Annotated in this window: 2 protein-coding genes; one reads left to right on the forward strand and one right to left on the reverse strand. The window is 56.7% G+C overall.

Going from position 1 to position 2638, the window contains the following annotated elements; genetic code table 11:
• The coding region (locus HKN37_15755; protein NNE48106.1) for an isoleucine--tRNA ligase at positions 1-2235 on the forward strand (2235 nt) is incomplete at its 5' end.
• Here HKN37_15755 and HKN37_15760 read toward each other — a convergent pair.
• Positions 2232-2638: hypothetical protein (locus HKN37_15760; protein ID NNE48107.1), on the reverse strand; the 407-nt coding region annotated here is incomplete at its 5' end. The two genes, HKN37_15755 and HKN37_15760, sit on opposite strands and share 4 nt — an antisense overlap.

Here is a 2638-nt window from a genome sequence, read left to right on the forward strand (position 1 = left end):
TCGACGGAGGACGGTACCGGAATTGTGCATACGGCTCCTGCGTTCGGCGCAGAGGACTTCGAGACGGCTCAGCGCGAGAACCTTCCCCTCGTGAATCCGATTGCCGGTGACGGGCGATTTCTGCAGGTCGCTACACTCGTGGCAGGGCAATGGTTCAAGGATGCGGATAAGACGATCGTGCGCGACCTGAAGTCGCGCGGGCTGATGTACCGGCACGAGACGTTCGTGCACAACTATCCACACGACTGGCGAAAGGGTACGCCCCTCATGAGCTACCCGGTCGACAGCTGGTTTGTGCGGACGACGGCCATCAAGGACCGGATGGTTGAGTTAAACAATCAGATTAACTGGCACCCGCAAGGCATTGGTGATGGAAGATTTGGGGAGTGGTTGGAGAACAATGTGGACTGGGCGCTAAGCCGCCGACGCTTCTGGGGTACACCTCTCCCGATCTGGCAGTCCGATGCAGAGGGGTCCGACTACATTGAGGTCATCGGGTCGATCGACGCCCTCCGCAAGAAGTGTGGTGACCAACTCCCTGCCGACGAGGACCTCGACCTTCATCGGCCGTATGTCGACCAGTTCACATGGCCGTCACCTGATGGCGGGACGATGCGAAGGGTGGAAGATCTGATCGATGTCTGGTTCGATTCGGGCGCGATGCCGTTCGCCCAGTGGCATTACCCGTTTGAGAACGACGAAGCGTTCGAAGAGAGCTTTCCAGCAGATTTCATTGCGGAAGGCGTGGATCAGACGCGGGGGTGGTTCTATACGTTGCATGCGATTTCTGCGATCTGTCGGGACAGCGTCGCATATCGGAATGTGGTTGTGAACGGCCTCGTCCTGGATGAGGCCGGTGAGAAGATGTCCAAGACGAAGGGCAACGCCACCGATCCGTTCGATGTAATCAACACGTATGGTGCAGACGTAGCCCGCTGGTACCTGATGAGCAACAGTCCTCCGTGGGAGAACCTGAAGTTCACCGAGCGAGGCATGCAGGAAACGTTGCGGAAATTCTTCAGCACGTTGGAGAATGTGTACGGCTTCTTTTCGACGTATGCGAACATCGACAGTTTTCGGTTTGACGAGGCGACGATACCGATCGCGAAACGACCTGAACTGGATCGATGGATCATCAGCCTCTTGAATTCCCTGATCGCTGAGGTCGACGAGTCACTCCACGACTACAATCCCACACGTTCAGCCAGAGCGATCGAGTCATTCGTTGACTCGCTGTCGAACTGGCACATTCGGCGGTCCAGGAGAAGATTCTGGAAGAGCGACGGGGATCGTGTGGACAAGCTGGCCGCATATCAAACAGTCTTCGAGTGCCTGGTGACGGTGGCGAGGTTGATGAGTCCGACTGCGCCTTTCTTCGGGGAGTGGCTATACCAGAGTCTCAATCGCAGTACGGCAAAGCACACGGTAGAGTCGGTTCACCTTGCTGCGTTTCCGGAGATGCGACCAGAGGCGGTCGATGCAGATCTTGAGCGCCGCATGCAGATAGCCCGCACGATATGTTCCGTCGTACTTGCACTCCGGAACACCAGTGGAATAAACGTCCGGCAGCCGTTGTCACAGATACTCGTCGTAGTGGGACACGGGGTTGATGTGCAGGATGTCCGCGCCGTGGAGCAAATCGTCCTGGAAGAGGTCAACGTCAAGACGGTTGAGCTCATGTCTTCATCGAGTGGTCTGGTGACTCGCACAGCGAAGCCAAACTTTCAGGCCCTCGGAAAGAGACTGGGCAAGCTCATGAAGGCGGTCAATCATGCTGTCCGTTCATGGGATGACGGGGCAATCGAGGAATTCCAGTCGGTAGGCGAAACGGTGATTTCCGTCGATGGCGAATCCGTGCGTCTTACGTCTGAGGACGTCGTAATAACGAGTGAGGGAATCGAAGGCTGGCTGGTGGACACGGAAGACGGCGTGACAGTGGCACTGGATACAAAGCTGAATCCTGAACTGGAGAAGGAAGGACTGGCGAGAGAGCTCGTCAATCGAATTCAAAACCTGCGGAAACAGGCTGATTTTCAAGTTACGGACCGAATCGTTGTGTCATACGATGCAACACCGGTCATGGCGGAGGCGGTGAGTGCGCACGTGGACTGGATTCGGAACGAGACTCTTGCACTTGAGTTACAAAAGGCTGTCCATCCAGACGGAGACCTCGTCATGGACTTTGATGTGTACGACGAGCATATCACAATTGGGGTTCGCCGAATCGCAGTCTAGACACGAAGATTTTTTCTTAAATACACGTTTGCAATGGCTATCAAGAAGACCACCAGGAAGGCAAGTCGCACCGCCAAAAAGTCAACCGCGGTAAAGAAGAGGAGTACTGCGAAGGCTCGTCCTGCAGCGAAGAAGCGGGCTACGACGAAGGCGCGTCCTGCAGCGAAGAAGAAGACTGCGTCAAAGGCGCGTCCAGCGTCGAAGAAGCGGACTACGACCAAGGCGCGTCCGGCGTCCAAGAAGCGGACTACGACCAAGGCGCGTCCGGCGGCGAAGAAGAAGACTGCGACAAAGGCGCGTCCGGTGGCGAAGAAGAAGACTACGACCAAGGCGCGTCCGGCGTCCAAGACGCGGACTACGACCAAGGCGCGTCCGGCGGCGAAGAAGCGGACCACGACCAAGG

The sequence above is a fragment of the Rhodothermales bacterium genome (assembly GCA_013002345.1).
GTDB lineage: Bacteria > Bacteroidota > Rhodothermia > Rhodothermales > JABDKH01 > JABDKH01.